Below are 25,698 nucleotides of genomic sequence, written 5' to 3'. Positions count from 1 at the left end.
AATGAATTGGGGCTTCGCCTATGCAAGATACTCGTTATCAAGTCTTTATTTCTACCTCTGGCAATGAAATGCAACCAGAGCGAGCGGTTTTGGCACAAACTCTTGTGGGAATGGGATTCCTGTCTTGGGGTTTAGAGCAACGTACGCCTTTAAGTACCTCGATTGCCCGTCGTCAAATTGATGATTGTGATTATGTGGTGATTCTCTTGGGTAGCCAATATGGCGAACAATCGGTTTCAGGTGTAGGCTATATGCATCTGGAATATATTTATGCGATGACCAAACAGAAGCCAGTCATTGTATTTATGCATGAAGATCCGGAATCGCGTGATACAAAATTGCATGATCATAAATCTGAGTTAAAAGAAAAATTTAAAGATTTTAGAAAACAGCTTCAACATGAAGTTGACCAAGTCTTTTGTTATCGAACATTAAGAGATTTAGAGTTGGCAGTGCGTTCAAGTATGCCGCAGATGTTAGAGCGTTATCCTGTCGTGGGTTGGGTGCGTCCGCAAAACACACAGGTACTACGTGATGAAATTGATGCATTGCGAGCCAAAGTCAAACAGCTGGAAACAGAGCTCGGTAATCGTGAAACAGATCCATTGACCAATGTTGCTAAAGTTTCGATGCATGAACTGTATTCTTTTGAGTACCGCATGCATGCTTATCAAGATGGTAATTTCAAAGAAGTTAAACCGCATCGTAAAATGACGTGGGCACAATTACTGAATGTTTTGGGCTCGGCTTTTGTCATTCCAACACCGGAAGAATATTTTTCTAAACGCATGAATGAATATCTAAATGAAACGGGTTTGGAGGATGCACGCAAAGAGATGCCAAGAGCACATGCGGTTTCTCGTGCTCAAGTCAATATTCGGGCGTTGCATGAAATTAAATTACAGATGCGTCAAAATGAATGGATCATGCCGACAGGACGTGATGATCGTCAGCGTATGCTGTGGCAACTGACAGCAAAAGGGCAGAAATTATTGGAAAGTAATGTTTTGGACAGTAATCGGGTTTTTCAATTTAAGACCATGCATTAATCCAATTTAGAAAAAAGCCTTAAAACTGCTAAAGTAATTGAATGAACTCAATGAAAAGCGGATGCGGTCTATGTTAGCAACACAAAAACCAAAAGTGACTGTGATTCTGGCCAATCTTGGTACACCAGATGCAGCCACTGTGCCAGCAGTAAGACGCTTTCTAAAGCAATTTTTGTTAGATACGCGTGTGATTGAAATTCCCAAGTTGCTTTGGTGGATTATCCTACACTTATTTGTCCTGACCTTTCGTCCAAAACGTGTGGCTGAAGCTTATGCTTCGGTTTGGTCAAATGACTCGCCAATGCGTGAAATTGTATTGGAACAAACACTGCTGATTAAGCAGCGTCTACAAGAAGAAAATCATCAGTTTGAGCTTAGCGTTGTCCCTGCAATGACCTATGGTCAACCCAGTATTCATGATGTACTTGATCAACTGGCGCAAACGCCACAAGAGCATGTCATTTTACTACCCCTGTTCCCACAATATTCTGCGACCTCAACTGCACCTTTATACGATGCCTTTGCCAAATGGATTCCACAGCAACGTCATTTGCCAGGCATTACCCTGATTAAGGATTATTATCAGCATCCTCTGTTTATTCAGGCCTTGGTAGATAGCGTATTGAACTATCAATTACAGCATGGAAAACCTGAAAAATTACTCATGTCGTTCCATGGTATTCCACAGCCTTATGCCGATAAAGGTGATCCTTATGCCGATCGTTGTCGAATGACCGCGCGTCTGGTGGCAGAGGCCTTACATCTGCAAGAGCATGAATGGGCGATTAGCTTCCAGTCAAGATTTGGTAAGCAAGAGTGGGTCAAACCCTACACCGACCAGCTATTACAACAATGGGGCGAGCAAAAAGTTCAGTCCGTACAGGTGATTAGTCCTGCATTTTCAGCCGATTGTCTGGAAACGCTGGAAGAGTTGGCAATGCAGAATAAAGAAATTTTCCAGCATGCGGGTGGTGGGGCATATGCCTATATTCCTGCCTTGAATGCGGATCAGGCGCATATAGATTTGCTTGCCAGTCTGGTTCAGGCTAATCTTGATGCACTCACTCATACCTTAGCCCATCGTTGAATTGACGCTTTATTTCGCCAGAGGTTTCTATGTTGCAAGTCAAAATTGTCCCTGTTACTGCATTTGCCCAAAACTGTTCAATCTTATGGGACAGTGAAAGCAAAGAAGCGATTTTGATTGATGCGGGTGGTGATGCTGCGGTACTTAAAAAAGAAGTAGAAACTTTGGGCTTAAAAGTGAAAGCACTATGGTTGACCCATGGACATTTGGATCATGCAGGTGCAGTCGGTGAGTTGGCTGAAGCTTGGAAGATCCCTGTGATTGGTCCGCATAAAGAAGACCAGTTCTGGTTAGACATGATTCAGGAAGTCTCGGCACGTTATGGTTTTCCAATCCCACAGCCTGTAAAAGTTGATCAGTGGCTCGAAGGTGGTGAAGTATTAAAGCTGGGTGAGGACGAGTTTGAAGTGCGTTTCGCACCAGGTCATACCCCAGGCCATGTCATGTTCTATAACGCCAAACATGGCTTATTGTGGACGGGTGACGTACTGTTTAAAGGTTCGATTGGGCGTACAGATTTCCCAAAAGGCAATCACCAACAGCTACTAGATTCGATTCAACGCGAATGCTTTAGCTTGCCAGATGAAACGCAATTTATCTCAGGTCATGGTCCGATGAGCACCATCGGTTATGAAAAGCAATTCAATCCTTTTGTGGCAAGCAAAGCGGGTTAATTCGGTAGAGAGCCTGTGTATAAATTAGTGTTTATACACAGGCTAAGCCTGTTTTATTGCTGACTAAATGCTTTCTAGCCATTTTTGATTGGCTAAGTTCAAATCAAAATTCAAACTATTACAAATACTTTGTAGATCAAAAGATGCTTTATCTTCTGGGATCTGAATCAAAATTGGTAGACGGGTAATACCATTGTCTCCTGTCGGGAAGGCATAATGCCGTTCTTTATGATTGATTGAAATCAGTGATTCAAATTCTAAATACACGATCAAGGAAGGAAAACGCCGTTGGATACGAATAATTTCCTGATGAGCATGTTTTTTGATTTGTGAGGTTTTCTCTTTTAACTTAATAATATTATCTTTTATTTTCTGTGGTTTATTAAGCAGCTTACTGAGAAAAGACACGCTTTGTTTCAGTTGACGCTGATTCTCTTTTAACTCTGAAAATGCATCTTTATATTCTTGCAAACAACTAATGCTTAAGTCTTTGAGAATATTGGTTGGCTCTAATGCTGCTGTATGATGCTTTTTCCAGTCATCATAAGAAAACACGGTAAATACATCGCTATGGCGTTTTTGCAATAAAGTGGCGTAGGATTTAAGTCGCGCGATAAATAGATTGACCTGTTTATTTAAGATAATTGAAGGTTGTGATTGAAAGGCAATAAAATGGCTAATCAGATCATCCAAGGTTTGTTTGACGCTAATGTAAAGATAATGACATTCATCACTATGATGCACTGCATGTTTTAAAGCATCTGCGATCGGTTCAAGAATATTGCGACATAACTTTTGTTCAAAATCAATCAGTCGTTGTTCAACTAGCTTCTCAATAAAGACGCCGTGGGGATTAAGCGGTTCCATCAAAAAGGGAATCAGGGTTTTATTGGCATAAAGCTCGATATGACGAACAATATCAGAGACATAGTGATTGACTTGTTTATCAATCGTAATGATGTGATCCATTTGCCATCGGAATTGCTGATGCTGTGATTCATCTTCGATTTGGTCTAAAGCTAAAAAAGCAGCATTGAAGTAAATATTTTCACAAGCTTCAAATTTTTCTTCCTGCAAAAAGCGTCGAATTGAAAAAGTATTTGCGATACCTTCTTTGCTCGGTGCGAGTGCAAAGATATATTGAGACGTTTTAACAATATCAAGCTGTTTTGTTTTTTGCTGTTGATATAAAAAATATTTAAGAATATGTGGCTTTTCTTCGCGTAACTGATGAGAACGAATAATATTAAAGGAATATTTGAGTAGCTGTTGTTTCAAAAATACTTCAGTAATAAAGGTTTTGATGACATCTGTATTGATATGTCTTTGATTGGCGGGTAATTGAATGACTTCTTTCTGCAAAATGATCTGTACAGAGGCATAGATGAATTCTTTTAACACCTGTTTTTTCTGTTCTTGTAGATCAAAGTCATCTTCTGTATTGATGCGGTTAATCTGACCGAGCATATTCTCTAAATAGTCGGAGATGGCATAGATATCTTGGTATTGTTTTAATTTTTCCAAAGAATTGGCAATGCTTCTGACTAACACTTTCATGGGCGCATCTTGAATTTTTTCTGCCAATAGGTGGATGTCATGCTTGGCAAGATAAGAGAAACTGTGCTCTTTTCGATTCCAGTGAATCTTTTTGAGTTGCAAAATCTGCTGGCAAATATTTTCACGGTCTTCAGCAGCGCAGGTGGAAAAAAGTGTTTGTAAACTGAGCTGCCAATTGGCATCTAGATTTGGATCAATTTGAGTGACTAAAACCCTGAGCTGATAAGGAATAGATTGATTCATTATTACATCCTAGTAAGTCTAAATATTTTTATTAAACAAACTGATCCCTATAAAATTTTGATTAAGGTTGGACCAGTATGAGATATAAGTTGTCGTGAGTTATTTGCTATTTTTATTCATTACAATGTTTGAATTAAGATTTGCATAAGGTCAAAAAAAAGTAAATTACTGTGATGTAATTCACACATCTAAAATGTGTAAATTTTTATTAAAATGCATCAATCTGGATTGGGGAAAAACTTTCTAATGGTTGAAAGAATGAAGATGATTAATCTTCATAATCATCTTCATTGCGTTTTTGATCTGCTTGTGGCGCATCCTGAGTCGGGAGTTTGTATTCATCACTGGCCCAAGCACCGAGATCAATCAATTTGCAGCGTTCCGAACAGAAAGGACGAAATTGATTACCTTCCCAAGTGCTGGCTTCACCGCAACGCGGGCAGGGGAATGTACGTGGCATAGAAAATTCCTAAAACAAAGAGGGTTTGTTGACATTTCAACCATGCATTGCGTTATTAGCTAAAACGACATAAACAAGGCATGAAACGTAGACAATGGCGATTCCCTTGTCAAGTTTCATAACGAAGTTTAGGGAGGTTTTAGCCATAACCCTATGGGACAGGAGCATTTTTTGCTGCTACTGTGTTATGACTTATTCATTTAGAATAGCTAAACTTCATAAGTCATGCCTTGCATCAGCTAAAAAATGCTCTCTGTCGCAAGCATTTGTGAAATGTTAACAAACCCTAAATAGATTAGGCAAAAGTAAGGTGAGTTGTTAGACTTATGCCGATTTCTAGATAGTTTGATGAGATTATGTCGATTCGTCAATTTCAAGCACAACGTATGCAAGCCCCCCGTGATTTTATAGCCATTCCCAATACGCCAATCTGCGTTGAAATTGGGGCAGGAAAAGGTAAACATGCCTTATTGTTTACTGGGCAAAATCAGCACACCACGTTGTATGCAATTGAGCGAACCAAAGAAAAATTTGTGGCAATGCAGAAACAGCATCAATTAGAACCACGTGAACATTTAAATCCGATTCATGCGGATGCACTTCCTTGGGTGGTGCATGCTTTATTCCCTGCACAAGTCGAACAATTTTTCATTCTCTATCCGAATCCAGAACCGCATAATCCAGCGCAGCGTTGGCTGAATATGCCATTCTTCGAGTTTCTCCTCTCTCGTCTTCAGCCGAATGGCACAATTACTTTGGCGAGTAATATTCCTGAATATATTGATGAAGCAGAACAACAATTGATTGAATTGTGGAAGCTGCCGCATGAAAAACAAAAAATTGCAGCAGATTCTGCACGAACTCATTTTGAAATCAAATATTTAGAGCGTGGCGAGTTGTGCCAACAGTTGATCATTCGAAAACCAGAAGGTTATGAAACCCGCTTTGATGATTTTGAACCGTTACAAGGTCAACACGCTCAAGAGCAAGCTGATGCCTAAGCGTGTTGCAATTATTGGTGCAGGCCCAGCAGGATTGATGGCTGCTGAAGTTCTAAGCCAATATGACTATGAGATTGACGTGTTTGAACAGAAACCTTCCGCAGCACGTAAGTTTTTAATGGCGGGTAAAACAGGTTTAAACATTTCACATGCTGAGCCTGTCGATAGGTTTATACAGCGCTATGACCATGCGGCATGGTTGGGGCCTTGGGTGAAGCAATGGGATGCGCAGTGGATTCAGAAATGGATGCAAGGACTTGGTATCGAATCTTATATCGGTAGCTCTGGTCGAATTTTCCCGATTGAAATGAAAGCTGCCCCCTTACTTCGTGCATGGTTAAAACGCTTAATGGTCGATGGGGTGAAGTTCCACTATCGTCACCGTTGTGTGGATTTATCTGAAAATCAACTCATGATTGAGAACCAAACCCAGCGCTTTAATGCAACTTATGATGCGATTATTTTGGCCTGTGGTGCAGTATCATGGTCGCAGTTAGGCAGTGATGGTGCATGGCAGCAATGGCTCTCAAAAAATGAAATTGAGCCTTTCCAAGCCAGTAATGCAGGCGTGCTCAAAACATGGTCGCCGTTCATGCAGGTGTGTTTCGGTCAGCCGTTGAAGCGCGTTAATGCGTGGGTGCATCCCGAACAGCAAACCCATGGGGATATCATCATTACTCATTACGGCTTTGAGAGTGGCGTGATTTATAAACTGGGTCGTAATCTCAGAGCACAGCTTGCCCAAAAACAGTGTTTACAATTACATCTGGATTTACTGCCTGATATCAGCATTGATCAATTAGAAAAGAAATTACAGGGCAATAAAAAGCAGTCTTTGACCAATCTCTGGCGTAAAGCAGGTTTGGACACTGTCAAAATTAATCTACTTCGAGAAATTGTCGAAAAAAGCTTATGGTCAGATGCCAAGCAAATGGCTCAGCAAATTAAGCAGTTGAGTATTCCTTTGGATGGTTTCCGTCCAATCGAAGAGGCCATCAGCTGTGCCGGTGGGGTAAAGCAAAGTGCTGTATCCCCACAACTGCAATTGCAGTCCAATCCCTACGTATTTTGTTGTGGTGAAATGCTGGACTGGGATGCACCAACAGGGGGATATTTACTGACGGCTTGTTTCGCAACAGGGCGTGCAGCGGGGGAAGGCGTGTATCAACGCTTAAAGCACAGTCTTATAAGATAATGTTTCCAAAAGGATTGACTTAAATTTATATATTTTTCATGTTCTAAATCACTCTATTTTTATCTCTTGGCGAGTTTCTTGCACTGTTGATATTTATCTTGTTATTGATGAATGTTCAATGTGGCAGAAGTTTAAGTCCAGTCTATTTCTTCAAGTTATTTTTGCTTTAATGCTCGGCATTATTATTGGTATTAGCTTTCACGATTTTTCTTTAGCGTTAAAACCATTAGGAGATGGCTTTATTGCATTGATCAAGATGTTGATTGCGCCTATTGTTTTCTGTGTGGTTGTTCTGGGAATCTATGGCGCAAATGACATTAAAAAAATGGGAAAAGTTGGCGCAAAAACCATTTTATATTTTGAAGTGGTCACCAGTATTGCACTGATTTTGGGGATTGTGGTTGCCTATGTATTCAAACCGGGTGTCGGTATGAATATAGATATTACTCAACTAGATGCTAAGGACCTAAATGTTTATACCGAACGTGCACATAGTCTCGGTTCAGGATCAGATTTCTTACTCCACCTTATTCCTAAAACATTTGTAGATGCTTTTGCCCGTGGCGATATATTACAAGTTTTATTGATTGCGATTTTGTTTGGTGTCGCATTATTATTGATTCCAAAACATTTTGCTAAGCTGATTTGCAAGGCAATCGAAGCATTTTCTGAAGTGTTCTTTAAAATGATGGCTTTGATTATTCGTCTAGCTCCAATCGGTGTTTTTGGGTCAGTCGCCTACACCACTGCAAAATTTGGGGTAGATTCGCTAGTCCAACTGGGTTATTTAGTCTTACTGTTTTATGTGACTTGTATTCTATTTGTGCTGATTGTTTTAGGTGGAATTCTGAAAGTTTCAGGGTTGAATATATTCAAATTTATAAATTATTTTAAAGCCGAACTGTTGATTGTATTGGGTACGGCATCTTCTGATTCTGTACTGCCTCAAATCATGAAAAAGTTGAAAAATTTAGGGATCAAGGAATCAACCGTAGGCTTGGTCATTCCGACAGGTTATTCTTTTAATCTGGATGGATTCTCTATTTATCTAACGCTTGGGGTGATATTTATTGCACAAGCCTGCAATATTGATTTATCCATGCATGATCTACTGGCAATTTTATTGGTTTCTTTAGTGACCTCTAAAGGTGCGCACGGTATTCCAGGTTCAGCTCTAGTTATTTTGGCGGCAACTTTATCTGTCATTCCGAGTCTTCCAACCATTGGTTTGGTTTTGTTGTTGTCAGTAGATTGGTTTATAGGGATTGTACGCGCGTGTACCAACTTGATTGGAAACTGCGTGGCAACGGTTGCAATTGCGGATTGGGAAAAGGATATTGATCATGCACGTGCTCAAGCAGTATTAAGCCAAAAGGTTTAACTGCTGATTATTGCAAAGGATTGTCCGAGTAAATTGACATGTTCTGAATAAATACCATTTGTAATTTGCATGGGGATGAGATCTAGCCTATATTTTTAGTGGAAAAATCATCAAAGGAATGTGCAATGTCTCAGATCTCGCCTATATATCGTGGCAGTTGTTTATGTGATGGAATTCATTATGAGATTCATGGCGACATTGGCGAGATCATACAATGCCATTGTCAGCGTTGCCGAAAAGCCAATGGCACGGCTTATGCGACCAATGCACCGATTAGCAGTGCAGCTTTTAAAATTACTCAGGGTGAAGAGTTGGTTAAAAAGTTTGCTGCATCGGGCGTGTATCGCTGGTTCTGTGGTGAATGTGGCTCTCCACTGATCAGTTCGCGCGATGCACAGCCTGAGCTTTATCGCTTAAGAATAGGGACTTTAGATACACCTTTGCAGCAAAAACCAAGCATGCATATTTTTGCGGCTTCTAAAGCCGAATGGGATTGTATTGCCGATGATTTACCGCAATATGCTGAACGTCCCTAAATTGGACGTGTTGTTCTCATGATTTTTGCAACGTCTGATTTAGATGCCAATGAAATCTATCGCTTGCTGGTTGGAGGGATTACGCCTCGACCCATCGCATGGATTAGTACCCTGTCGGCAGATGGGGTTGCTAATATTGCCCCGTATTCCTTCTTTAATGTCGCCAGCTGTAATCCGCCTATTCTGTGGTATTCGCAGGTCAATCCAAGAAATGGGCAGGATAAAGATACCATTCGCAATTTGATTGATACACGAGAATGTGTGGTGCATATTGCCAATACGGCCTTACTGGAAAAGATGAATTTATCCTGTGCTTTATTGCCACCAGAGCAAAGCGAATTTGATTTTGCACAGATTGAGTCTGAACCGAGTCATGCGGTCGCAGCCTTGGCGGTAAAGCATGCGCCTGTGCGTTATGAATGCCTGTTAAGGGAAATCATTCAACTGAGTACGCTTCCATTAGGTGGAACAGTAGCTTTGTTGGATGTGAAATCGATCTATATTGATGATCGACTCTGGGATGGGCAGATGATTGATCAACAGCAACTTCAAAGTGTCGGCAAAATGGGTGGAGATTTTTATAGTTTAAGTACCGACTTGCGGAAATTGTCGCGTCCTTGAATGGTAAAAAATGAAAGAAAAAAGGAGGTGTTGAGCCTCCGTTTTATTTTGTAATAAACGCTTTAGGTGAAGACTTAATCATGATGACGTTTGGCTTGTGATGTGGCAACGCGTGAGTTCCAGTGACACATGATTTCTGTTACTGCTGCATCTAAACAGGCACCAGAAACTCCGTCACGCGCTTGTATGGATATGCCAAGTAAAAAGCTATATATGCTAGTCGCATAAGCAGTGATATTCGTATCCGCCGTTAATTCACCTGTATCCACAGCACGTTGAACGCATTGTGTAAATCTATCGTGAGTTGTTAGGCGATGCTGGGTTAAGAGTTGTTGAATGTGGATATTTTCGGGGGAACAGGTCGCCGTTGAAAGAACCAATAAACAGCCTTTTGGATGACTAGATTCGGTTTGCATTTTCACGGATTGGCGCAGGGTTCTTTCAATCGCTTCTCTTGGTGTAAGACTTTCATCCCAGAGACTGTTCGTGACCTGACCATGCGTTGCGATGTAATGCTCAATGACTTCTCGGAATAATTCTTCTTTGGAACCAAAGGCAGCATAAAAGCTAGGAGCACTGATACCATTGCCAATATTAGCTTTGAGCAGGGCCAAGGATGTCGAGTCATATCCGTATTGCCAAAATAGATGCATGGCCTGCTGAATTGCTTGATCACGTTCAAAGGTCCTAGGTCGGCCCATTTGTGCCATTTGATACTCCTTTTTAGATATATACTATTCGATACAAAAGTCGTTGACAATCAGAAATACTAAGCCTACATTTGTATCGATCGATACATATATTGGTGCTGACCCAAGACCCACTAACGATCATTATTTTTCCAGCTAATTAAGTCGGCTGAGTAATGAATTGGAACAGTACTGAATATCTGACTATGTTTAAAACAGGGATTTTTATAATGAATACACTTACAGGTAGAGTTGCTCTCGTGACTGGTGGAAGTCGTGGTATTGGTGTGGCTATTGCTCGTATGCTTGCGCAACATGGTGCAGATGTGGCGATTACGTATAGTCGTTCGAAGCAACAAGCTGAGGCTGTCGCTACAGAAATTCGTGCCTTGGGTCGACGTGTAGAAGTTATTGCTGCTGATGCGGTTGATGCCAGTCAGGTAATCACCGCGGTAGACATTACGGTCGACCGACTTGGACAACTGGATATTTTAGTCAACAATGCGGGTAATTTTCTGACGGGGCAGATAGATCAACTTACACTTGAGGATTATGACCGTACTATGTCGGTTAATTTACGAGCAGTTTTTGCCGCGACCATGCAGGCAAGCAAGTATTTGCCTGATGATGGGCGTATTATTTCGATTGGTAGCTGTCTTGCATCAAGGGCAAGTCGTGAAGGAATTAGTTTATATGCAGCCAGCAAAGCTGCCTTAGTTGGTTTGACTAAGGGGGTTGCGCGAGATCTGGGCAAGCGCGGAATTACAGTCAATCTTGTCCAGCCAGGACCAACCGATACCGATATGAATCCTGCTGATGGATCACATGCCGACGCTGCACGAGTGACTCTGGCATTGGCTGATTATGGACAACCTGATGATATTGCCGCAACTGTGCTCCATCTGGCAGGTGAAAGCGGGCGTTATATCACGGGTGCAGTGATTGATGTGGATGGTGGTTTTAATGCCTGAACAGGCGACACAGAAAGAATTTTGATAAATCAAAATGATAAAAAGGAGGTTAAACCTCCTTTTTCTTATTTTGCAGTCAGTGCTTCAGCTTCAAATTTGACGCCATCCCAGCCATGTTGCATAAACTGGCGGATATTTTGATGATCGGTGGCTTCTGGCGTTGCCAATACCGATGCATAATGCTCCGCAAATAAACTGAGCGTATCTGCTTGGTTCAAGCCTTCAATTTTGGCAAAGCTAAGTACTTTGGCACTGCCTTGGTTTTCAGTCGCAGCATTCGATTGTGCGCCATTCTGAAAGGCGGTTGGAGTATGTTGATAACGTGCTTCGATAAATGCCAATACATCTGCAAATTTTGCCGAGCCATCTTTCAGTTGTGCCAATAAGCTTTGAGCCATTTTTAAAATTCCATGTTGATTGAATCAATGGCAAGCATCATAACATTGAAAATGCAGAATAGAAGCTGGACGCGATTTGAACTGGACGTAATAGGGGCGGCAGTTTATGCTCAAACAGAGCATTAATTTATTGAATAATAATGAATAGACATCGTTTAAAATTATCAATATCCAACGCTATACTTCGGTTTTTAGCACCTATTTTAAGTTGTGGTTTGTTGTTACAACTCCGCCGTAGGATGATGCAACGACTGCCTTTTATGCGCTTGCAGAGTCAGGTCAGCAATGTAGTGTATTTGTCTTGGTTGGTTGATGTTGAGCAAGTACGTCTGCGCTATCCGAAAGATGTACCCTTATGGGAAAAAGATGGGAAAACCATTTTTACCATTTTGACTTATCAGCATCAGCATTTTGGATTCAGTTTCTTGGGGAAATTACGTCAGTTTATGCCTTCACCCAAACAAAGTAACTGGCGCTTTTATTTGAATGACTCACAGCCCAAGACCGTGATCTTTGAGCAGGTCGTGGTTGATCAAGTACTGTATGTTTTAGGAGGGCGTCTGGCCAGCGATGTAATGCCTGCACAATATGCTTCGACGTTTCAGCATCAACGGACAGAGCACCTGATTCATACAGAAATGAGTGTTGATGAACGTTATTCCTTAAAGAGTGATGTGCAGATGATCAAGAAAAAGCAATTACCTGATGCATGGCAACGGTTATTTTGCTCTTGGGAGGATGCAGTTGAGTTCTTGGTTGATCAAGACCATGCATGGGCGGAATGGGTTGATCAACCGACTCGAATGTCGCAGGGTGATATTCAGATGCCTGTACAGTTTCAGCAGATTCAAGCGGCTGAGATTCTGAGCTTAGAGGCCCCTCAATTGTTGCAACAATTCGGTTTGGATGAGGATGCCGAAGCGTTTGCTTTCGTGGTTCCTGCACTGGATTTTGCAGTGCTTGGTGAGCAAATTTTATCTCAGACGACATAAATTGTGGATAACTTGAGTTTTATACACAGTTGCTTGCAGCTTAAAAACAGCAGTTGAGTTGTCTAAAAATTATGTTATTTTAGAACAAAGGAGATGGCATTCCTCCTATTACAAACCGCCACTGTGGCTAATGATGCCTACGTTACCCTGAACAGGGGGCGTAGGTTCGTGCGTGCTCTGTTCCCATTTTGGAGTTCGCAGATGAAAAATAATCAAAAAAACGTTGATCTATCCATGTTAAATGTCGCTTTATCTCCTGCGCGATGTGTGGAGTAAGCCATGTATTATCCTTTACTCTCAATCGCGCTTGGCTCGGTACTTGGTGCATGGTTGCGTTGGTTCTTGGGTTTAAAACTTAATCCAATTTTTCCCAATATTCCTTTAGGTACAGTCACGGTTAACTTTGTTGGTGGCTTTATTATTGGTTTTGCAATTTCTTATTTTTCTCAAAGCTCACTGAGTCCAAATTACAAACTATTTGTGATTACAGGCTTCTGCGGTGCATTAACCACATTTTCGACCTTTTCTGCCGAGATTATTGCTTTATTACAAAGCGGTAAATTGGGTTATGCCTGCGCAGCAATTTTGATTCATGTAATTGGATCATTGCTGTTTACCATTTTAGGTATGAGCTTGCATCAATGGCTGAGTGCCGCTTAGCTTTGGAGTGATGACAATGAATGGATTTTTACTGAGTTTTTACACGGCACAAAACCGGACTTATCAGGGACAAATGATGAGTGAATGGTTATTGGCGGTGGCGAAGCAAATGAATTTGCGTGGCGCGACGGTACTGGCAGGGATGGAAGGCGTGGATCATCAAGGTTTATTTCATTCTGCCAGTTTTTTTGAGTTGGCTGATCGGCCCGTACAAATTCAGTTTGCGGTAAGCAATCAACAGGCGACGGAATTATTGGACTATTTGAATGACAAGGAAATTTCTTTGTTTTATGTCAAAACACCGATTGAATATGGTGTGGTGGGACAGGCCAAGCCGGATTCTTGAAAGTGAGGCATAAAAAAAGAAGTCTAAGTGGAGGAGAGATAGCCTTAGACTTCTAATGCTTACAGCCTAATGTGTGAAACTTAAATGAAAATTAAGCTTTGCGGTTAAAGCGCGCAAAGCGTTTGTTAAAGCTTGCGACACGACCTTCATTGCTGGCTTGGCGAACTTCACCTGTATAAAACGGATGTGAAGCGCTGGAAATATCAAGCGTCACATAGGGATAGACCTGACCTTGATATTCTTTGGTTTGTTTGGTCTGTAGTGTACTGCCAATTAAAAAATAGGCATCGGCATTGGTATCGTGAAACAACACTTGTTGATAAGCAGGATGGATATCTTTACGCATTTTGAATGACTCCTATTGTTAATAGAAATGTTATAACATAACAATATATGCCGTCAATCTTGTTCATTTCAAGTTTTGTTGGAAATTATTTGTAAACAATGAATCAGCGAGCATGAGATATAGAACTTTGCTTAAGCCATTTCATTTGTTAAAAGTTTGAATATGAAAGAAATAAAAATGCCAATCATCTGATTGGCATTTTTATGAAGTTTAGTTCGGGACCAATTCTTCAAATAAATCATTGAGATTGTCATGCACTTTGAGGTGAATAAGGTTCCAGTAATGTCCTGAAATGGTTCGATTAACCATCAAGGTATCTGGAGAGGGTTTAAACACATCCCAGTATTTCAGGGATTTTTTCACTAACAGCATGCCATCGTGATGCGATGAGTTCTTGGCAAAGTCATAATGGGTGCTTAGTGGGCGCAACAGGATTTCAATCCATTGCGTATACAGTTCGCTTGGAAATTTCTGTTTCTCCGCAATCGAATGCAGTTCAACCAGCAAATCTTCAACCTGAGCAATATCCTCTTGGCGCGCTGCATTCACCAGTGCTTTGAAGTGCTGAATGATTTCAGGGGAAAGGGTTTTAACACTGCCATAATCATAAATAATCACGCTGCCATCTTCGTGGAAAGCAAAATTGCCTGGATGTGGGTCACAATGGAAACGCTTCAAGAAAAACATTTCCTGTCCTAAAGCGCGAATCAGACGACGACCAATTTGATTACGTGTTTCAACCGACCATGTGCTGGCGGTTTCAATGGACTCACCCTGCTCAAGACTGAGCGTGAGTACACGACGTGATGAATAGTCTTTATACACGGTTGGGATGATGATTTGATCATCCAGCTTTTCATGGAAGGTTTTAAACACTTCTAGGTTTTGTGCTTCAATTTCATAATTCAGTTCGGCAGATAAACTGTCTTGGATTTCCTGAAACAGTTGATCTTGCAGCTTCTTATCAATTTTTAATACACCCATTAAGCGTAAAGCCAGACGAACCTGTTTTAAATCACTTTCACAAGCTTGATCTACACCAGGATATTGCACTTTCACCACCACAGCCTGACCGTCTGGTAGTACTGCACGGTGTACTTGACCAATTGAAGCAGCAGCAAAAGGCTCTGTTTCAAAGGAACTAAAAATCTGGTTTAAAGGTTTGCCCAGCTCTTTTTCAACTTGTTGCTGAATCGCTGCAAAAGGCATGGCAGGGGCTTGGCGTTGTAGTTTGGCAATCGCCTTTGCCACTTCTGGTGGGAAGATATCTTTATATTGCGAGGCAATTTGCCCGACTTTCATCACCGCACCTTTCATTTCACCTAAGGTATCGGCAATTTGTAAGCCGATATCTTGGAACAGTTTGCTGCGTGCTGCATTTTTTTGTTCTTCATCTGCGGTGAGATTGCGAATGGAGTTGGCAACACTTTTGCTGGCAATACTTGCGGTCATGCCAGCCAGTTTAAAAAAACGCTTACTGGGAGAGCTTGCATGTTTTGCCATATGTGCTTGACCTCGGATGATCCAGTTTCAAAGTGATGCTTTGATCATAGGCGACAAAACTTAAATTGCCTATACCAAAATGTTAAGTGATGTAAGCATGTCGTGAAGGGGGGAGCCTTGATGGGCGTATCAAGGCAAGCGCAGCATCCGTGCTGCTCTGAATCAATAATGCTAAATGCGGGTTAATTTTTATAGATTGAGATTTGCACGCTGTGCCAAACGTTTATTGTTTAAATATAAACGGCCGATCAGTAGCACACAGGCAATCGTTAAGCCAATAATCAGGCCGAGCCAGACACCAGCAGCGCCCCAAACAGTATAGCGCGCAAGGTATAGACCGATCGGGAAGGCCACCACCCAATACGCCATTAAGGTGATCCACATCGGCGCTTGAGTGTCCTGCATGCCACGTAAGCACCCAGCGGCACTGACTTGCCATGCATCCATCAGCTGATAAGCCATCGCGAACCAGAGCAGGTACATCGCCACAGGAATAACATTAATATCTGTGGTATAGATAGCCACGATATAGGGACGTGCAAGCACAATGAGTGTCATGGTCAAGGCAGCAAAGATTGTGGCCGTAATCAATCCCACAATTTGTACTTGACGCATTGCATGCCAGTTTTGTTCGCCATAATACATGCCAACACGAATCGTCAAAGCAATGGCTAAGGACAGCGGAATCATAAACAGCTGTGAAGTAACCGAAATTGCAATCTGATGAGCTGCAATCGCATTTTCACCCAGTGGCCCCAGTACAATCGCTCCAGTACTGAAAATGCTGACTTCGAAAAATACCGCCAGCCCAATCGGTAAACCCAGTTTTAAAATGCGTTTAATCCAAACAGGATCAATTCTTTCCCATTTGGTGAAGATCGGTGCCTGTTGATAGGCTTTTGCTTTGGAAATATAAATGGCTAAAGTGATAAACATGAGCCATTGCAGGATCGCTGTTGCAAAGCCACAACCTGCACTGCCTAATGCTGGAATTGGCCCAAAGCCATACATAAAGATAAAGTTCAGCGGAATTAATACCAGTAAAGCAATCAAGCTAATGGCTGTGACAGGGCGTGGATGTCCCAATGCTTCAGAATAACTGCGTAGTGCCGCATACATCATCACTGCAGGCATACCAAAACCAATTGCATGTAAGAAAAGGCTTGCTTTGGGTATTAAACTTTCAGGCACGCCAAACAGGGACAGAAACATGGGCATACATTGCAGAATCAACATGGCAACAACACCAAGAATCACCGCAACCCACAAAGACTGGCGCGCAATGGTTGGAATTTTTTCGGGTGTTCTTGCACCACGCGCCTCAGCCACCAACGGTGTTGTTGCCAACATGATTCCGGCAAAGAGCAGCATGACTGGAATCCACAATCCAACACCAACTGCGATCGCAGCCAGATCCGTAGCAGAAAGATGACCAGCCATAATGGTATCGATTAAACCTAATCCAGCTTGGGCAAACTGTGTAATCAGAATTGGAAACATCAAATGAAATAGCTGTTTGAGCTCAAAGCGCTTGGTTGTGGCATGGGACACAAAAATTACTCTTATTAAAATGGGGGAGAATTAGCGTTGTAATGTGAATAACACACCAATAAAAATCACAATACTGCCCAGTAGGCGTTGCCAGTTAATGGGTGTTTTGTCTGTACCTAACCAGCCAAAGTGGTCGATGAGCATGGAAATCACCAATTGTCCAAAAATCACTAAACCTGAAAAAGTTAAAAATCCGAGTTTAGGTGCAGTATAAATGCTCATACTGATTGCATAAACCCCAAGGCATCCACCTAACCAGAGAAACCATGGAATTTGTGAAAGTTCAGTTAAACTGGGTTTGTCTGCACCTTGGAAATAAACCAACAGGGCTAGAATAATCGTTCCAATACAAAAGGAAAGTAAGGCGGCTTGTAGGGGAGAGTTAAGATACTCTCGGAGCTGTGCATTGATTGCCGTTTGAAAGGCCATTGCTATTCCAATCCCTAAAGCAAGCGGCAGAATAAATAGCAGTTGGCTGGAAATTTTCATCATATTATCGGTCTAATTGTTCTTTATACTTTCAGTCTAACTGAATACCTAGGGGATGATAAGTTGTATACCGTATTGAAGCTGCAACTGTACCGAGTCGAGTCATGTTAAAATAATCAGGTTCTGTCATTGAGCTTGTATTTTGAGTCTGTTAAATCCTGCAAATATCCCACTGTCCTTGTATATCCATATGCCGTGGTGTGTACGTAAATGTCCTTATTGCGACTTTAACTCACACGCTGTCCCTGATGGGCAATTGTCACTGGATTTGGAACAGCAATATCTTGCTGCGTTAGTGGCTGACTTTGATACGCAGATTGAAATGGCGCAAGGGCGGTCTATCCACAGTGTATTTATTGGTGGTGGTACGCCATCACTGATTTCTGCACAAGGTTATCAATGGTTGTTTGATCAACTCAAAGCACGTTTAGACTTTGAAAATGACTGTGAAATTACACTGGAAGCCAATCCAGGGACGGTTGAGCATGATCCATTTGCCGATTATCTGGCGGTGGGAATTAATCGTTTATCACTCGGTGTGCAAAGTTTTGATCCTGAACATTTACAACGGCTAGGTCGTATCCATTCTGCCAATAATGCATTAGATGCGATTCAGCAGGCACGTCAAGCAGGCTTTGAGCGCGTTAATGTTGATCTGATGCATGGTTTACCCCAGCAAACAGAAGAACAAGCCTTAACGGATCTTAAATTGGCTGTGGAGCAGGGTGCAACACATATTAGTTGGTATCAACTGACCATTGAGCCAAACACGGTTTTCTTCCGAACCCAACCTGTATTGCCTCAAGATGAAGTTTTAGAACACATTCAGGAGCAGGGTGAGGCATATTTAAAAGCCAAGGGTTATGTCAATTATGAAGTTTCAGCATGGCGTAAGGAAAAGCCATCTGCGCATAATTTAAATTATTGGCAATTTGGTGATTATCTGGCGATTGGTGCAGGAGCACATGGCAAAGTCACCCGACCAGATGGGATTTATCGTTTTCAGAAAACCCGTTTGCCGAAAGACTATTTAGCCAAAGTGCCAGCTGAGCATGTACAAATGAAACGGATTGAAGCTGAGGAATTGCCGTTTGAGTTTATGATGAATGCCTTGCGTTTAAATCAAGGTGTGGCTGCTGAATTTTATACTCAACGTACTGGGCTTGCGTTGGAAGATTTGAATGAGACCTTGCATCAGTTGCGTGAGAAAAAACTGCTCATTGCTGATCAGGATCGAATTGCCTGTACCGAGCAGGGGCATATCTTTTTAAACTCGGTGTTAGAGAAATTTTTATAATTCAATGGTTGTAATGCTTTAAGCAAGGATGCTTGAAGCCATTCAAATCAGTCTGTCATTTTTCTGAAAGAAATTAGGCAGACAATAAAAAAGCCTCATCATTGATGAGGCTTTTTAGAATTTGGTGGGTCGTCCGCGATTCGAACGCGGGACCAACGGATTAAAAGTCCGCTGCTCTACCAGCTGAGCTAACGACCCTGAAAGAATTTTAGAGTAACACTCTAAAATTGTTGCAAGACAAGCAAAGCGCGTAGTCTTACAAATCTTGATAACTTTCGGTTATCAGTCCTTTTCAGGATTATCAAAACATTAGATGGTGGGTCGTCCGCGATTCGAACGCGGGACCAACGGATTAAAAGTCCGCTGCTCTACCAGCTGAGCTAACGACCCTAAGCATGTATTTCAACAAGCTTCGCAAGAAAAACTAATTTGTTCTAAATGCGTCTTCGTTTTGATGTTGCGTATTCTAGCAACTTATTCAGCTAACACAAGAGGAAATTTAAAAACATGTGCATGATTGTTTATAAAAAGCACGATTTCCTCTTGTTTAGCTAAAAAATAAACTAGAAACGGTATTGATAGCTTTGAATATTATCAAAGATCTCAGTATTTACATCACTATAGCTGCTTGCACCGGGTAATAAAACCAGTAAACGTTCAGAAGTTTTGCTTGGATTAAAGCCGTCTTCTTTCAGTTTATTCTTCTGGTATTTAAATGTACCTGTGGTTTCAACTTTCTCTTGAACACGTAAGAAAACAGGAATGGCATAAGACGGTAAGCACTTTTTAAACACATTGACCATGTCACTTAAATCCGCTTCATTAAGTTCTGCACCATCAACCAAAGTAATCGCTGCCATACCTGCGCGACCATTGGTATTTGGAATTTCCACGCCATAAACCACAGCCTCTACGATCTTTTCATATTCGCAGACCATATTTTCAACTTCTGTGGTTGAAACGTTTTCACCTTTCCAACGGAAAGTATCTCCTAAACGGTCCACAAACTGCGCATGGCGGAAACCAATATCACGAACCAAGTCACCTGTATTGAAATAGGAGTCACCTTGAGTAAACACATCTTTCAAAATCACAGACTTGTTCTTTTCAGGATCGGTATAGCCATCGAACGGTGAACGGCTGGTGATCTTACCAATCAGTAGACCGACTTCGCCTGTTTTCACTTTCTTACAGTGACCTTTCTTATCGCGGACTAATTCATTCTTCTCTTTGTCGAATTCAACGATTGCATACGGCGTTGGGGAGAAGCCAACCGTATTATCAAAGTTAAAGATGTTGCTAAAACCAACGTTGCCTTCGCTTGAAGCATAAAGTTCAAGCACTTCTTCGACGCCAAAACGTTCTTTGAATTTGCCCCAGATATTCGGACGCATGCCATTTCCGATCATCTTGGTCACACGATGTGCACGATCCTGTTCTGTTGCAGGTGCATCGATGAGATAACGACACAGTTCACCGACATAACCAATCGCAGAGGCATTAAATTTCTGTACATCTTTCCAGAATGCGCTGGTTGAATACTTACGACGTACCGCCAGTGTGGCACTGCCTGCAATCACACCACACCAGCACACGACTACACCTGTTGCATGGTAAAGCGGGAGAGTCACGTACATCACATCATCTTTACCTAGATTCAGGATATGACCATAAGTGCCATATGCCAATGTCCAGCGGCTATGCGTGAAAATAACGGCTTTTGGTAAACCTGTGGTACCTGAAGTGTAGATATAGAACAGTCCATCTTTACCTGTCACGGTACGTGTGGTGGATGGATTGAATTTTGGGAATTGATCAATTTGTTCGGCAAGGTTCAGGTAACCTGCTGGTGCCGTTCCTGCATGTTTACGGGTTTCTTGATCGGCAAACCAGTGGAAACGATCTTGAGCAACTTTTAAGTCTTGGCGTGCTTCATCAATTGCAGCGCGAACTTCTTCCCCTGCAATGACTGCAATTGGATTGACCAGATTAATACTGTGCGCGAGTACCTTACCGACTTGTGAGGTATTCACAAGCGCAATCGTGACCCCAATTTTTGCCAAAGCAACGATAGAGGCAATCAGTTCAGGACGGTTTTCTACCATCACTGCAATCACATCACCTTTCTTTGCCCCAAGCGATAAGTAGTAATGTGCAATCTGGTTTGCCCACTCATTGAGTGCTTGGTAACTATAGCTTTGATCTTCAAATAACAGTGCGATGCCTTGAGGGTTACGCTTGACTGCTTTTTCAAAGGCAATACCTAAACCAGCAGGAGATGTTGGCGTTCGCAAATATGCTTGTTTAAGACCATTGAGGATATGAGGTACTTTAGTGATGAAGTTAGGAAGTCGAGTAGCGACATCACCAAGGGTAATAATATCGGTCTGCGTAGTTTGGCTCATATCAATCCTATTTATTTTTCGATCAATCCAAGAAATGGCTATCCGTTAGAACACAACCATTCACACCATTTTGTTAATGCTGTTTTGTAATGGTAAGTGCCTAGAGCAATCAACCTAATTTGACAAAATAACAAAAAAGCCTAGTCATCGAAATGACTAGGCTTCGCCTTATTCAGTGCAATTTAGCAAATTACTCACTCAGCTGTGGTCTTTTTTGGTGGACGTCCGCGTGGACGACGAGGAGGGCGGTTCGATTTCTCTTTTTCCGCTTTCGCTGCTTCATCATCCAATTCTGTTTCTGTCGTAGTTGTTGCTTGTTCAGCTTTTTCAACCGTTTGAGCAGGTTCAGCAACTTCTGCAACAGCTTCGGTCACGGTTTCAACTTCAGCAATTACAGTAGGTTCGACTGCTTCAGCCTCAACTGATGCAACTTCTACAACAGTCTCTGTACTGGCAAGTTCTAAAGGTTGTTGCTCTGGTGCAGTTGCTGCTTCTGCGACAACCGCATCGTCTGCTTGTTTCACTTCTTCTTTCGATTCAGTCGTTTCTACAGGAGCTGGCGTTGCATTTGAAGCAACATGTGCTTCTTTTGCCTGCTCCGCAGCCATTTTCGCTAAACGGCGACGTTCACGCGGGTCATTGGCAACACGAACTGCCGCTGCATCCGGTGGTGTTAATGCTAACACTGGTGCAGGTTCAGCTTCTTCAGTTGGCTTCTGAGTCGGAAGTTCAGCATCACGTGTGACAGGACGTTTGTCTTCTTTAACGACGGTTTCAGTCACTAAACTATTTGCATATTGTTCAGCGAACTTTTGTAAAGCGCGGTTAAAGGTGGTGACTAAGCCGAATTGCTCAATCAGGATTGTGCAATCATCACCATAGACATGACGAATCAAGCTACCCAGCGTATATTGTCCCAACGTAGGCGTCTGCGACAGTGCAACTTTTACTGTAGCCGTTTTCGGTGCAGTTTGGTGGTTGCGCTGACGACGACGTGAACGTGGATCATTGCTGGCACGTTGTGCAGGTGCTTGTGCAGTTTCTTCAACAGGTGCTTTTTCAGTAGTCGCTTGTTCTACTTGAGCTGGCGCAGGTGTTTCAACTTTTTCTACAACAGGTTTTGCTTTTTCTGCTTTAGCCGCTGGCGCTGTTGCCTGTTGTGCATTTAATGCAACAATTTCACTTTGACCTTGATCAATATTCACAACAAGCGCTGTGTTCATTGGTTCACTGCGAGGTGCATCGACCACATCCACTTTAACCTGTTGTGGATTTACCACAGCTTCAGGTGCAGCCGTCGGTGTTTCATTTAACACACTCTGGTCACGATGGCGATTTGGTCGATTTGGACGTTGTTGGTTACGGTCACGACGTGGTAAAGGCGCAGACTCATTTCCTTGAGCAGCATCATGATGCTGTTGCTGGTTTTGAGATTCTTGTGGCTGTTGACGTTTTTGTTGACGTTTTAGCTCACGTTGCTCATGGCGCTGTTCTTGGCGTGACAGTTGGACCACTTCTTCATGCACTTGATTTTGTTGTTCATGCGCATGTGCATGTTGCTCACGTTGTTCTTTGTGCTTGCGCTTCTTCTGGTTTTGGTTCGGACGATGTGATTTCTCGTCTTTCTCAAAGCTTTCACGTGCTTCTTGTTTCACAGGGTTTTGTGAAATATAAGCATTGTTTACAGTTGGCGCAGTAACTTCAGCGATTGCTGGTGTATTGACTTGGCCAAACTGACCGCGGCTCACCGCACCGTTATTCACCATTTGTTCAATCGCGGCTGCTGCATTTTGTGCAGAACGAGATTGATCGGTGGTTTGTGCTTGTTTTTGAACAAATAAGTTCTCTAACCAAGCGCAAGGACTTGCTGACTTTTGCGTGCTTGCTTGAGTTTGTTTTGCTTGCGCAGCATGTTGCTGAGCCGCTTTCTTCTGTGGTGCAGCAGCTTGGTTTTGTGCAGCAGGTGCATGGTGATGCTCTGCATCTTCTAAATGCCAGTCTGAAGATTCATAGCCCAGTTCTTTTTCGCTTGAACGGGTGGCTTCAGTACGTTCATAACTAGAAGGGGCGAAACCATCTGGATTGAACTGGATTTGGTAATGTGGTGTTTCCAAGTGCGGGTGAGGCAATACGGTAACACGTACATTTGAGGTTTGCTCTAAGTAAACTAGGCTGTGACGTTTTTCATTCAATAAGAAGGCTGCGATTTCCACAGGGACTTCGACTTGAACTTCACCTTGACGTTCACGTAAAGCAATTTCTTCAACCTTACGCATAATCGAAAGTGACAGTGAACGTAAGTCACGTACCATACCCGTGCCATGACAGCGTGGGCACACGTAGCCAGTCGCTTCTTCTAGCGAAGGACGTAGGCGTTGACGGCTCATTTCCATCAGACCAAAACGTGACAGTTGACCGAATTGGATACGTGCGCGATCACTTTGCGTTGCTTCACGTAATTTCGCTTCAACCATACGCTGGTTACGGTCTTTGGTCATGTCGATGAAGTCGATCACCACTAAGCCACCAATATCGCGTAAACGAAGTTGACGTGCGATTTCTTCGGCTGCTTCCAAGTTGGTATTGAGCGCCGTTTCTTCAACATCATGACCGCGGGTTGATTTCGCCGAGTTGATATCGATCGATACCAATGCTTCGGTTTGGTCAATCACGATTGAACCACCAGAAGGAAGTTTTACTTCACGTTCATAAGCCGTTTGGATCTGGCTTTCAATCCCAAAATGAGCAAAGAGTGGCTCATTCAAGGTATAGGTTTTGAGTTTGTCTAACTGACGTGGCATTACTGCTTTTACGAAGTTATAGGCTTCGTTATAGGCTTGCTCGCTATCAATCAGGATTTCAGCCACGTCATCACGTAAATAATCACGGATTGCACGGGTCACCACACCAGCTTCTTGATGAACCAGCATTGGTGATGGACCAGAACCTGCTGAACCTTGGATTTGAGCCCAAAGGTCGAGTAAGTGTTGTAAGTCGAGTTGTAACTCTTCTTGTGTACGGCCAATACCTGCAGTACGAACGATCACGCTCATGCCACGCGGTACATTTAAAGAAGCTAAAATTTCTTTCAGTTCTTCACGCACTGAACCCGAAATTTGACGGCTAATACCGCCACCTTTTGGATTGTTTGGCATGAGGACCAAATAACGACCCGCAAGTGAGATAAAAGTAGACAGGGCAGCACCTTTGTTGCCGCGTTCTTCTTTTTCAACTTGAACCAATAATTCAGTGCCTTCAGTGATGAGTTCACGAATATTTGAAGTTTGACGAGGGTCTGCTTTGAAATACGAGTTTGCAATTTCTCGCATCGATAAAAAGCCTTGACGCTGTGCGCCGTACTCAACGAAAACCGCTTCTAAAGACGGTTCAACGCGAGTGACATGACCTTTATAGATATTTGATTTTTTTTGTTCGCGAGTACGATTCTCTAAATCGAAATCGTAAAGACGATTACCAGTGATAAGTGCAACGCGAACTTCTTCGGCGTGGGTTGCATTAATCAACATACGTTTCATGGGTGTGACACCTAATAGTGATGCACACAAACAACAAGCCCAATATTTTTGAGCAAACATCAAATTGGCGCGATCAAGACTCAGAAGCAACGTTGAGTAGGAAGCTCTGAAACCACTGACTGTAAATATCCAGCTGGGGTTTTGATACGGTTATTTCGATGTCGGCAATACTGCTTCAATCTTGAATCCGTTGATATTTCATGTATGTCTTACATCTGTGAAATATCACTAGATCCGACATAATCAAAGTTTCCTGTACGCTTCACTGGCGGGTGAGCGGTGCATTGGATGGTGACTTTCACTGTCATTAAGCATTGAAGTCGATCCATCTGGAAGTCTTGATACGGAATGATCATCGTATCTCTGCTTAGCAGTTCCAATGCATCAACGCTTTAGCCTGAATGCGACATCAGGGAGCAAATTGTCTGATGTGGATCAGTTTACGTTTAATAACCAGCAAATTGCTGGCGACATATTTTTTCTGAACAAACTGTATGTGCATATGCACAATTAAACGCAACAGTTTGCCATTTTGCCGATATAATAAGCCTTCGGCGTCGGCATAATTCTTTAGGACCTATCCGAGTTGTTGGTGAATATCTCATCGATTAAAAATTTTATCTAAATAAAATTTCTGATTTGATGCTCACTTACGGTGGTATCCGTGCGCTGAATATATCAAACCTTGCGGCATCTGCCTATGGGCTAAGT

General features: G+C 42.3%; 24 protein-coding genes, 2 tRNA genes and 1 riboswitch. Of the genes, 13 read left to right on the top strand and 13 right to left on the bottom strand.

The window, feature by feature from the left end:
• Positions 1 to 20: 20 nt before the first annotated feature.
• The 3 genes from F902_RS01140 to F902_RS01130 all read left to right on the top strand — a co-directional run bounded on the left by F902_RS01140 (position 21) and on the right by F902_RS01130 (position 2,810).
• A complete protein-coding gene (locus F902_RS01140) occupies positions 21 to 1,049 on the top strand; it encodes a DUF4062 domain-containing protein (RefSeq protein WP_005200399.1) in 1,029 nt (342 codons plus the stop codon).
• 70 nt (positions 1,050 to 1,119) lie between these two features.
• Complete coding sequence (gene hemH, locus F902_RS01135; RefSeq protein WP_005200396.1) at positions 1,120 to 2,136, top strand: ferrochelatase; 1,017 nt, start codon at positions 1,120 to 1,122, stop codon at positions 2,134 to 2,136.
• Positions 2,137 to 2,165: 29 nt separating this feature from the next.
• Positions 2,166 to 2,810 carry an MBL fold metallo-hydrolase gene (locus F902_RS01130; RefSeq protein WP_005200394.1) on the top strand — a complete coding sequence of 215 codons (645 nt, stop codon included), beginning with the start codon at positions 2,166 to 2,168 and terminating at the stop codon, positions 2,808 to 2,810.
• A 63-nt stretch (positions 2,811 to 2,873) separates the two neighbouring features.
• Here F902_RS01130 and F902_RS01125 read toward each other — a convergent pair whose 3' ends face one another.
• Together F902_RS01125 and F902_RS01120 are read right to left on the bottom strand one after the other, a co-directional pair.
• Positions 2,874 to 4,610, bottom strand: coding sequence for a hypothetical protein (locus F902_RS01125; protein ID WP_005200392.1), 1,737 nt, complete (start codon positions 4,608 to 4,610; stop codon positions 2,874 to 2,876).
• A gap of 268 nt (positions 4,611 to 4,878) precedes the next feature.
• The gene (locus tag F902_RS01120) at positions 4,879 to 5,070 is read right to left on the bottom strand and encodes a DNA gyrase inhibitor YacG (RefSeq protein ID WP_004802417.1); all 192 of its coding nucleotides are present in this window, start codon (positions 5,068 to 5,070) and stop codon (positions 4,879 to 4,881) included.
• Between the two features lie 356 nt (positions 5,071 to 5,426).
• Here F902_RS01120 and F902_RS01115 point away from each other — a divergent pair, with 356 nt between their 5' ends.
• From F902_RS01115 to F902_RS01095, 5 genes are all read left to right on the top strand, one after another.
• The gene (locus F902_RS01115; RefSeq protein ID WP_005200391.1) at positions 5,427 to 6,071 is read left to right on the top strand and encodes a class I SAM-dependent methyltransferase; all 645 of its coding nucleotides are present in this window, start codon (positions 5,427 to 5,429) and stop codon (positions 6,069 to 6,071) included.
• Complete coding sequence (locus tag F902_RS01110) at positions 6,064 to 7,266, top strand: TIGR03862 family flavoprotein (RefSeq protein ID WP_005200389.1); 1,203 nt, start codon at positions 6,064 to 6,066, stop codon at positions 7,264 to 7,266. Before F902_RS01115 ends, F902_RS01110 begins: the two co-directional genes overlap by 8 nt.
• Positions 7,267 to 7,384: 118 nt before the next feature.
• Entirely contained in the window at positions 7,385 to 8,647 is a 1,263-nt protein-coding gene (gene dctA / locus F902_RS01105) for a C4-dicarboxylate transporter DctA (RefSeq protein WP_005200387.1), read from the top strand.
• Between the two features lie 125 nt (positions 8,648 to 8,772).
• Positions 8,773 to 9,183, top strand: a complete 411-nt coding sequence (locus F902_RS01100; protein WP_005200385.1) for a GFA family protein — start codon at positions 8,773 to 8,775, stop codon at positions 9,181 to 9,183.
• Positions 9,184 to 9,201: 18 nt separating this feature from the next.
• Complete coding sequence (locus F902_RS01095; RefSeq protein ID WP_005200383.1) at positions 9,202 to 9,804, top strand: flavin reductase family protein; 603 nt, start codon at positions 9,202 to 9,204, stop codon at positions 9,802 to 9,804.
• A gap of 74 nt (positions 9,805 to 9,878) precedes the next feature.
• On the opposite strand, the gene F902_RS01090 is transcribed toward F902_RS01095, so the two are convergent.
• Positions 9,879 to 10,514 (bottom strand): TetR/AcrR family transcriptional regulator, encoded by a 636-nt coding sequence (locus tag F902_RS01090; RefSeq protein WP_005200381.1) that lies wholly within the window; start codon positions 10,512 to 10,514, stop codon positions 9,879 to 9,881.
• Between the two features lie 209 nt (positions 10,515 to 10,723).
• Between F902_RS01090 and F902_RS01085 the strand changes: the two genes are divergently transcribed.
• Positions 10,724 to 11,464, top strand: a complete 741-nt coding sequence (locus tag F902_RS01085; RefSeq protein WP_005200380.1) for an SDR family NAD(P)-dependent oxidoreductase — start codon at positions 10,724 to 10,726, stop codon at positions 11,462 to 11,464.
• Between the two features lie 65 nt (positions 11,465 to 11,529).
• On the opposite strand, the gene F902_RS01080 is transcribed toward F902_RS01085, so the two are convergent.
• Positions 11,530 to 11,862, bottom strand: a complete 333-nt coding sequence (locus F902_RS01080) for a HopJ type III effector protein (RefSeq protein ID WP_005200379.1) — start codon at positions 11,860 to 11,862, stop codon at positions 11,530 to 11,532.
• 140 nt (positions 11,863 to 12,002) lie between these two features.
• Between F902_RS01080 and F902_RS01075 the strand changes: the two genes are divergently transcribed.
• From F902_RS01075 to F902_RS01060, 3 genes are all read left to right on the top strand, one after another.
• Positions 12,003 to 12,854, top strand: coding sequence for a DUF2071 domain-containing protein (locus tag F902_RS01075; RefSeq protein WP_005200378.1), 852 nt, complete (start codon positions 12,003 to 12,005; stop codon positions 12,852 to 12,854).
• 80 nt (positions 12,855 to 12,934) lie between these two features.
• Positions 12,935 to 13,001: riboswitch (Fluoride riboswitch) on the top strand.
• A 132-nt stretch (positions 13,002 to 13,133) separates the two neighbouring features.
• Positions 13,134 to 13,514 carry a fluoride efflux transporter CrcB gene (gene crcB, locus F902_RS01065; RefSeq protein ID WP_004802433.1) on the top strand — a complete coding sequence of 127 codons (381 nt, stop codon included), beginning with the start codon at positions 13,134 to 13,136 and terminating at the stop codon, positions 13,512 to 13,514.
• A gap of 16 nt (positions 13,515 to 13,530) precedes the next feature.
• Positions 13,531 to 13,860, top strand: coding sequence for a DUF190 domain-containing protein (locus F902_RS01060; protein WP_005200377.1), 330 nt, complete (start codon positions 13,531 to 13,533; stop codon positions 13,858 to 13,860).
• A gap of 91 nt (positions 13,861 to 13,951) precedes the next feature.
• On the opposite strand, the gene F902_RS01055 is transcribed toward F902_RS01060, so the two are convergent.
• The 4 genes from F902_RS01055 to F902_RS01040 form a co-directional block, all read right to left on the bottom strand.
• Complete coding sequence (locus F902_RS01055; protein ID WP_004656092.1) at positions 13,952 to 14,206, bottom strand: type B 50S ribosomal protein L31; 255 nt, start codon at positions 14,204 to 14,206, stop codon at positions 13,952 to 13,954.
• Positions 14,207 to 14,416: 210 nt separating this feature from the next.
• Positions 14,417 to 15,709 (bottom strand): ABC1 kinase family protein, encoded by a 1,293-nt coding sequence (locus F902_RS01050; protein ID WP_005200376.1) that lies wholly within the window; start codon positions 15,707 to 15,709, stop codon positions 14,417 to 14,419.
• Between the two features lie 189 nt (positions 15,710 to 15,898).
• The gene (locus F902_RS01045) at positions 15,899 to 17,260 is read right to left on the bottom strand and encodes an MATE family efflux transporter (RefSeq protein ID WP_005200375.1); all 1,362 of its coding nucleotides are present in this window, start codon (positions 17,258 to 17,260) and stop codon (positions 15,899 to 15,901) included.
• Between the two features lie 30 nt (positions 17,261 to 17,290).
• Entirely contained in the window at positions 17,291 to 17,752 is a 462-nt protein-coding gene (locus tag F902_RS01040) for a DMT family transporter (RefSeq protein WP_005200374.1), read from the bottom strand.
• Between the two features lie 139 nt (positions 17,753 to 17,891).
• Between F902_RS01040 and hemW the strand changes: the two genes are divergently transcribed.
• Complete coding sequence (hemW, locus tag F902_RS01035; protein WP_005200373.1) at positions 17,892 to 19,046, top strand: radical SAM family heme chaperone HemW; 1,155 nt, start codon at positions 17,892 to 17,894, stop codon at positions 19,044 to 19,046.
• A 122-nt stretch (positions 19,047 to 19,168) separates the two neighbouring features.
• Here the strand turns inward: hemW and F902_RS01030 are convergent.
• The 5 genes from F902_RS01030 to F902_RS22570 all read right to left on the bottom strand — a co-directional run bounded on the left by F902_RS01030 (position 19,169) and on the right by F902_RS22570 (position 25,343).
• Positions 19,169 to 19,244: transfer RNA gene (locus F902_RS01030), tRNA-Lys, on the bottom strand.
• A 116-nt stretch (positions 19,245 to 19,360) separates the two neighbouring features.
• A tRNA-Lys gene (locus tag F902_RS01025) sits at positions 19,361 to 19,436 on the bottom strand.
• A 173-nt stretch (positions 19,437 to 19,609) separates the two neighbouring features.
• Complete coding sequence (locus tag F902_RS01020; protein WP_005200372.1) at positions 19,610 to 21,451, bottom strand: long-chain-acyl-CoA synthetase; 1,842 nt, start codon at positions 21,449 to 21,451, stop codon at positions 19,610 to 19,612.
• 194 nt (positions 21,452 to 21,645) lie between these two features.
• Positions 21,646 to 24,987, bottom strand: a complete 3,342-nt coding sequence (locus F902_RS01015) for an Rne/Rng family ribonuclease (protein WP_005200371.1) — start codon at positions 24,985 to 24,987, stop codon at positions 21,646 to 21,648.
• Between the two features lie 209 nt (positions 24,988 to 25,196).
• A complete protein-coding gene (locus F902_RS22570) occupies positions 25,197 to 25,343 on the bottom strand; it encodes a hypothetical protein (RefSeq protein WP_004637771.1) in 147 nt (48 codons plus the stop codon).
• Between the last annotated feature and the right edge of the window lie 355 nt (positions 25,344 to 25,698).

This window comes from Acinetobacter higginsii, from assembly GCF_000369525.1.
Classification (GTDB): domain Bacteria; phylum Pseudomonadota; class Gammaproteobacteria; order Pseudomonadales; family Moraxellaceae; genus Acinetobacter; species Acinetobacter higginsii.
The sequence above is the reverse complement of the archived record's forward strand: the minus strand, read 5'-3'. Positions and strand labels throughout refer to the sequence as shown.